The sequence below is a fragment of the Myroides sp. N17-2 genome (genome assembly GCF_002286775.1).
Taxonomy (GTDB): domain Bacteria; phylum Bacteroidota; class Bacteroidia; order Flavobacteriales; family Flavobacteriaceae; genus Flavobacterium.
Map to the genome: position 1 here is coordinate 103334 of NZ_NSGJ01000014.1, position 8030 is coordinate 111363.

At 36.0% G+C, this 8030-nt stretch carries 7 protein-coding genes; 6 read left to right on the forward strand and 1 reads right to left on the reverse strand.

Going from position 1 to position 8030, the window contains the following annotated elements; genetic code table 11:
- Positions 1-303: 303 nt before the first annotated feature.
- The 6 genes from CF599_RS08060 to CF599_RS08085 all read left to right on the forward strand — a co-directional run bounded on the left by CF599_RS08060 (position 304) and on the right by CF599_RS08085 (position 7005).
- Positions 304-837, forward strand: a complete 534-nt coding sequence (locus CF599_RS08060) for a TetR/AcrR family transcriptional regulator (protein ID WP_121965522.1) — start codon at positions 304-306, stop codon at positions 835-837.
- Entirely contained in the window at positions 838-1347 is a 510-nt protein-coding gene (locus CF599_RS08065; RefSeq protein ID WP_121965523.1) for an HPP family protein, read from the forward strand.
- Positions 1348-1431: 84 nt separating this feature from the next.
- Positions 1432-2670: an AAA family ATPase gene (locus CF599_RS08070; protein WP_121965524.1), complete on the forward strand. Its 1239-nt coding sequence runs from the start codon at positions 1432-1434 to the stop codon at positions 2668-2670.
- Positions 2670-3302, forward strand: a complete 633-nt coding sequence (locus tag CF599_RS08075) for a hypothetical protein (protein ID WP_121965525.1) — start codon at positions 2670-2672, stop codon at positions 3300-3302. Before CF599_RS08070 ends, CF599_RS08075 begins: the two co-directional genes overlap by 1 nt.
- Before the next feature lie 153 nt (positions 3303-3455).
- The gene (gene ggt, locus CF599_RS08080) at positions 3456-5132 is read left to right on the forward strand and encodes a gamma-glutamyltransferase (RefSeq protein WP_121965526.1); all 1677 of its coding nucleotides are present in this window, start codon (positions 3456-3458) and stop codon (positions 5130-5132) included.
- A gap of 370 nt (positions 5133-5502) precedes the next feature.
- Positions 5503-7005 (forward strand): WG repeat-containing protein, encoded by a 1503-nt coding sequence (locus tag CF599_RS08085; RefSeq protein ID WP_121965533.1) that lies wholly within the window; start codon positions 5503-5505, stop codon positions 7003-7005.
- Between the two features lie 266 nt (positions 7006-7271).
- On the opposite strand, the gene CF599_RS08090 is transcribed toward CF599_RS08085, so the two are convergent.
- Positions 7272-7799: an NADPH-dependent FMN reductase gene (locus CF599_RS08090; protein WP_121965527.1), complete on the reverse strand. Its 528-nt coding sequence runs from the start codon at positions 7797-7799 to the stop codon at positions 7272-7274.
- Positions 7800-8030 lie beyond the last annotated feature (231 nt).

The window sequence follows — 8030 nt, forward strand, 5'->3', positions numbered from 1 at the left end:
ATAGAAAAAAAGTGTATTGAGCTGAGCCCAGTAAATGTGTTAAAGATGAGAGAGTAGAATCTTTGAATTTTATAAGAAGGTTCCTTCTAGTCCACTTCTTGTCTCCTATGCAGTCGAGTAGGGAAGTGTTTTTACATAAAAAATTTGCCCAAAACGTCAGATGTTGGAGTTTGTGTGTAAAAAAGGTGTAAATCATTAGGCTTCTTTTTCCTATCTGAACAGGTTAAATAATTTGCTTATGCTATCTTTTAAAAACGCATAAAGTAGACAGAATTGTCTGTTTTTTTTTATTACATTTGCTGTATGAAAGATAATTCACCTAAAGAGAGGATATTAAAAGCGGCGACTTTGCTCTTCCATCAGCAGGGGTACAATAATACAGGTATCAATGCTGTAATAGAAGAAGCTAAAGTGGCTAAGGCTAGCTTTTACGACCATTTTAAAACGAAGGATGACTTAGCTGTAGAGTATCTTAATCGTAGGCATAGCTATTGGTTTGAAGGGTTACGGGTTTTGGTAGAGAAGAAGCGCACTGAAAAAGAGAAAGTAATAGCAGTCTTCACTTATATTATGGAGATGAATAAGAAAGAGGGGTATAGAGGATGTGCATTTCTAAATATGTTAGCTGAACTACCACAGGATAAAGGCAAGATTTACGATGTTATTCATCAGCACAAGCAGGAGTTAAAGGCTTTTTTTGAAACAGTAGTTGCTGATCAAGGGAAGGCGTTTACCTTATATATGTTATTTGAAGCGGGGTTAACAGAGAGCCGTGTGTATCAAAATTCGGATTGTGTGAAGAAGATTATAGATTTACTAAAGAAAGATGTATTATAAATGAAGAGATATATAGCGAAGTTTAAAACAACTGAAATGAGTCCTAAGTCGGCTACCTCTACCCATTCTATTTATTCAGGTATTGGTGGAATGTTAGCTATAGGTGTAATTGCCTATATGACGAAGGAATTATCAATGCCTTTAATTATGGCTCCTTTCGGTGCGACGTGTGTATTGGCATTTGGTGTACCTGATAGCCCTTTAGCGCAACCACGTAATATCATAGGAGGACATTTATTAGCAAGTGTAGTGGGGTTACTTTGTTTGATGTTTTTAGGGACAGAGTGGTACTCACTAGCGATAGGAGTAGGAGCTGCGATAGGATTAATGCTATTGACTAAGACTACTCATCCACCAGCAGGAGCAGATCCTCTAGTTATTATATTAGGAGGCGCTAGTTGGTCTTTTATAATTAACCCTGTATTGACAGGAGCGGTTATTATCACCGTTATAGCCTTGCTTTTTAATAATATAAGCAAGAAAAGAAAGTATCCGAAGTATTGGTGGTAATGGTTAGAGAGTATTGGGTTTGACCAATAAATGATATTTGTGTGATAAATAAGATTTATCTAATTTTACCTAAAAGATGATAAGATGAAATTAAAGAAGTTATACTTAAAGAATATTGGCCCTTTCTTAGATGATGAGATAGAATTTGCTACTAATGAAAATGCGGGTAGTCAAGTAACTATTATCACTGGAGAGAATGGGGCTGGTAAGACTATTATCATCGATGCGATTAGAAAGATGTTTTTGGAATATGAGAGTGATAGCATCCGTTCAATAAGAAGGAATAATGATTTTTTATTGAATATGGAGTTAGAGTTGAATTATGCTAATTTGTTATTAGAAGCGAGGTTAAATGAAGGTAATAGCAAAGAGAGTTTTGACATTTATAATAGAGGAGAAAAGTATGAATTTTTTCTTAGAGCATTATTCGATTCATCATCAAAAGGAAATAAATGGATACTAAACTATTGGACATCACAGAATGATCACCAAACATTTCATATAAATGCCTTAGGTTTTATTAAACCTGAAGGTTATTTAAGAAATTGCTTAGATGGTATTCAGCGTAATACAGATACAACGCAGGTAATTACATTCTTTGATTATTTTAAATCATCTAGTAATCCTACAGAGAGAGCGGAAGGAGAGTATATCTACGGTGTATTAAAGAAGATATTTGAGATTAGTCTTTTAGATGGAGAGCTGTTACACGTAGAGCGTTCTACTTTCTTGCCTGTTATTAGACAGAATGGAGTGGATATAACGATAGAGAAGTTGAGTAGTGGTAATCTGTATTTAGTACAACGATTAATCTCTTTATTAAGTCAGATGTATTCTGTCTATAAGCTAAATGATTTGCTTTTAGAGGAACTGTGTTTAACACCTGGAGTGTTATTAATAGACGAAGCAGAGAATCATTTACACCCTAAGTGGCAAAAGACTTTCTTAAACTCTATTTTAAAGTTGTTCCCTAATATACAGATTATAGTGACTACACATTCTCCATTTATCGTGGGATCTGTAGAAGGGGCAAAAGTATATGTGTGTAAACCAGAAGTAGGTTACTCAAGGATAATAGATGAGACTAGTAGATATTCTAATAAACCTATTGAAGAGATATTGAGTTCTGATGTATTTGGAGAAACAAGTTCTTTTGCAAATGCTGAAATTGATAAACTGTTACAGGAAAGAATCAAGGCAATCGAAGCTGGTGATAAGATTAAAGAAAAGGAAATAGAAGAAAAGTTAGTAGCTATTAATCCACAGTATTTTGGTTACTTGAATTTAGATGATACGCTTAAACAATTATTAGAAGCTAAGTAATGAGGCATATTGATCGATTAGATAAGCCTCAGAAATTAGTAGATAATGAGGTAGTATGGACAGAAAGGTTTATAACATCTGGTAAAGACAGACCTAGTTCAGCTCAATATGGGCATAAAGAGGTAAAGGAGATTTTAGCTAGAAGTAGCTTCTATAAATGTTTTTATAGTGAGGTTAAGTTTAATGATTTAAGTGAAGCTCAAGTAGATCATTATGTTGAGGTGTCTGAGGATCCAACTAAAGCCTTTGAATGGGAGAACTTATATCTCTCACATAAAGATAGTAATGTCGGAAAGATAGCTAATGGAGCTTTGCCTAATGAGAATTGTTTAGATCCTTGTACAGCAACAGACGCTGAGATAGAAGAGCATTTAGGTTTTGAAGATGAGGTTGTTATTGGATTAAGTGTGATAGGAAGAAATACAATACAGAAGTATCATCTGAATAAACCATTGTATAATACACTTAGAAGTACAGAGCTGAGAAAATTAGATAAGATTATTAGACAAAGAGCTTTATTAGAGCTGCCTTTTGATGATATGTTTAAGGATAAATTGAGAATATTTGCCAATCCTGATCAAGCTTTTTCGTTGATGTTTAAAAAGTTGCTCATAGAAAATGGTTTGATGTAGTTAATATTCATTAAACAATATCAGAAATAGTAAAAAGAGTATATAGACGTTTAAGTATGTTTATATACTCTTTTTGTTTTTATAAGAGAATTGAACCCCCATTTTAATAATAAACTCAAAATTTATATCTTGCAGTAACAAAAACAAAAAAACATGAAGAAAGTTATATTATCAGCTTTTATACTATGTGGAAGTATATTACAAGTAGTAGCACAGAACCCCCAGGCGTATAAAAATGGAGTAATCGTATCCGGGCATCCAGAAGCAAGTAGAGTAGGAGTAGATATCCTTAAAAAAGGAGGAAATGCTATCGATGCTGCTGTGGCGGTAGAGTTAGCATTGGCAGTGGTGTATCCTAATGCAGGTAATATAGGTGGCGGTGGATTTATCGTATATCGCAGTCACGATGGAAAGGTAGATGCACTAGATTATAGAGAAAAAGCGCCTATGCAGGCGAGAGAAAATATGTATTGGGGTGGAGATGGAGAAGCGATTACTGAGTTGAGTATGAAAGGTGGGCTAGCATCAGGAGTACCTGGTACAATTGATGGAATGGTAAAAGCACATGCTAAGTATGGTACGTTAAAATGGGAGGAGTTGGTACAACCCGCTATTGATCTAGCTGAGAAAGGGTTTTATATTACTGAAAAACAAGCTGGGGAGTTCACTAAGCAACACGATAATTTTGTGAAGTTTAGTACACAAAAGACAGCTATCACAGATAGATCACAATGGAATAAAGGAGATCTATTCGTTCAAAAAGATTTGGCTGAGACACTTAAACGCGTACAGAAAGAAGGAAGAAAGGGATTCTATGAAGGAAAGACTGCACAGTTAATCGTGGAGGAAATGAAGAGAGGGAATGGGATGATGACACTGGAGGATTTGAAACGTTATGAAGCAAAATGGAGAACGCCAATCACAGGAGAATATAAGGGAATCAAGGTTATCTCTATGCCACCGCCAAGTAGTGGAGGAATAGCGTTAATCTCGCTGTTCCAATCTATAGAGAAATATCCGTTGTCACAATGGGGATTCCAGTCTGAGAAAACAGTGCAAGTAATGGTAGAGGCTGAGCGTAGAGTATATGCAGATAGAGCGGAACACTTAGGAGATCCTGACTTTTATAAAGTTCCAGTAAAGCAATTGGTAAATAAAGATTATAATGTGGAGCGTATGGCATCTATGTCTTTTGACAAGGCGACAAAGAGTGCCGATATTAAAGCTGGTGCATTAGGGGGATATGAGAGTGAAGAAACAACGCATTACTGTGTAGTGGATAAATGGGGAAATGCTGTGTCAGCAACGACGACATTAAACGATTCGTATGGATCTAAGACTATCGTAGGAGGTGGGGGATTCTTATTGAATAATGAGATGGACGATTTCTCTGTGAAGCCTGGTACACCTAATATGTACGGGTTAGTAGGCGGAAAGGCTAATGCAATAGAGCCTGAGAAGCGAATGCTTAGTTCGATGTCTCCTACTATTTTAGAGAAGAACAATAAGTTATATATGGTAGTGGGGACTCCTGGAGGATCAACAATTATTACCTCGGTATTCCAAACGATATTAAATGTTACTGAATTTGGGATGAATATGCAAGAGGCAGTATCTGCTCCTCGTTTTCACCACCAATGGCTTCCTGATCACATTGATTATGAACCAACGGCTATCACAGCAGGTGTACGTAAAGCACTTACTGATAAAGGGTATATCCTAAAAGAACGCAAGCCATATGGGCGTGTTGAGGGAGTTCTTGTAAATAAGAATGGTACTTATCAGGCTGGTGCAGATACACGTGGTGATGATGTCGCTGTAGGATACTAATTTAATTAGGAATTAGTGGCTTTCAGCCATGGTGATATAAAGACTGTCTTTTATAAGACGGTCTTTTTTTGATTGTGGATATTGGGCGTGATGTATATTCGCAATCAATATCCACAACGTATTTTCATAATATATTTCTACAACGGTACGGGCGTATTACTATACGCCCACATTAAACATCTACTAGATGTTTTCTAGCATTCTGTCCTTTGCTAGCGCAACTGTGGGGAATTACTATGTGGATGTACATGGGCAACAATTCTTAATTCTTAATTGATATGCGCTTTTTTGGAGTGAAAAAACACTGGTGTATAGGAGGTTACATATGAAAAAATCACTATATTTAGGAGACTTTTTAAACTTCAGGCTTATGGACACCACATCAACTAATAAGACCGCTGTTATATATCCTTTTTTAGATAAAGGGGGGATGTATGGCTATTGTAATCAAGACAAACAAATCGTTATCAGTCAGCAGTATGCCGATGGTGAATTATTCACTAAGTCGGGTTATGCTGTTGTACGCGATAAGGAGGGGTTATATGGTGTGATTGATTTGCAAAATAAGGAAGTCCTGAAGTGTAGGTTTGAGAAGATAGAGTTGTATGAAGTAGGGGGTTTTACAGTAGCGAAGACTGTTCATTCCTATACTGTTTACAGTCGTTTTTGGCAATGGAAGTTCTTGCCTAATTTTAATGTAATGAGTGCTGGTGCTTCACTAAAACCACTGTGGGGAACAGAAGTATTTCGTACTAAAACGACGGTATTAGTGTTGGATACAAAACAAGTGCTGGAGTCCAGAACAGTTTCTAAAGAAGGGCTATACGAAAGTACAGAAGAGATTAAGATAAATAAAATTGGTGCTAAGTTGATTCAGATAGGAGATGATTTGTATTTTGCTAAAAGTGATCGATTAAAACGCATTGTCAAAAGAGTTGTTAGTACCTATGACAATGGATTGAGATGGGTGAGGAAAGTGAATGAAGATGAGGTAAGGGTTTATAATCTAAAAGGAAAACGCATTAAGTCTTATGAAATCATTCCGCAGCCGATTTTTCCTATTACCTATAAAGGAAAGGAATATAAAGTACGCATGAATACAGAGAAGTCTCACTTGGCTGCCAAACCAGTTATATGTAGGGATACAACGGGTAATGGGCGTTATTATGTGAACTATGAGTTTGATATGTATGTGCCAGTACATCTGAAAGTGATTACAATCAAAAGTGAGCGTACGATACAAGACATTTGGCAGCATGTGCTAAATATATATCCTGTGCCTTCGAAGCAATTCTTTATTGTGGAAGTGGCTCCTGTAGATAGTGATAATCGCCATAATGAGTTCTATATTTTAACTAAGCACGGTGTATTAAAAGATTGTTTAGATAAGCCAAGTGATTATTCGATTACTTCGTATTACAATGAAGTGATTTGGCCTGCGAAGGAACTTTTGATTGATGATAAGGATATTCCTGAAGGTTTCTTATTAGAAAAGATTAATGCTATTAGCAGTGTGAAGGAACCGTTGTATTTTGTTTCTATCAAGAAGGATCAAGTTAACAGAATTGGGATATGGAATGTAGAGTGTCGTCAATGGGTATTGTCACCTCGTTTTTATTCTTTGCGATTAATGCGCAATATCAAGTATTGTGTATTTCAATTGGAAGAGCAAGGGTTATATGGAATAATTGATGTACGCACTGGTCTAGTGGTCTACGAACCTGTATTTGTGACTGTGAGAGATGGAGCTGATTATCTCGCAGAGGTGGAATTAGAAAGAGAGAAAGAGGAGCGTAAAAACGAGTACAATTGTTTCTATGTGAATCTAAAAAATGGAGAGGAGTTTCATCCAGGAAAGAATATCTTGAGGTAATTAAGAATTAAGAATTGTTTGCCTTATAGGCAGTAAGTACTCAGATGACGTGATATATAGTGTGATGTGTATACATCCACAATATATATTCGCAATCAATATCGACAACGTATTTCCGCAATCGTAGGGACGTATCACATACGTCCACATAAAACATCCTTGGATGTTTTCATAATAATTATGTGCCGACAGGGCGTGATGTGTATTATAATAATTAAAAAAATAAAAGCCCAATAACAGCATGTTATTGGGCTTTTTGGTTGGAGTTAAGAAAGTTCTTGTTTAAAAGTATTTATTTTATCTCTTAATTGTGAGGCTAGTTCGGGTGTGTGGATTGTTCCATTACTAAAGTTATCTTGGAAACTTGGTAGTGAGAACTGCGCTTTTATGTTTCCTCCAAAGTAAGGGAAGATTGTAGCAGCACTTTCCATAACAGACTGTCCGCCACGTGGACCTGGAGAGGTAGATAATAGTAGCATCGGTTTATTCTGAAAGAAGTTTTTCTCTACTCTAGATCCCCAGTCAAAGATATTCTTAAAGGCAGTGCTAAAGGTACCGTTGTGTTCTGCTAATCCTATGATTATAGCATCTGCATTCTTGATCGCTTCATTAAAGTCTAATGCTTGTTGAGGAACACCTTTATTGTTTCTATCCTGTGAATAGATAGGCATTTCATAGTCATTGATGTCTATAATTTGGATAGTATGATCTTCGAATTGAGTTGTTGCGTTTTTAACTAATTGTAAGTTGATTGAAGTGCTGCTATTAGTAGCAGCGAATGCTAATATATTCATTGGTATTACTCTTTATGTTTTGATAGGACAAAGATATTGTGTGGGATGAGGTATTCTACTTAATGTAGGATAAGAAAGTAGGTTTAAAGGATTAATGTCTGCTAGTAAATACTTTATTGGTCGCAGACTATAGTTAAAACTATGCACTTTAGTGCATTTAGCTTTCAGCTTCTAAAAATGTTTACCTTTGATATATGGAATATCAAGGCACAAATGGACACAGTGTCTCTC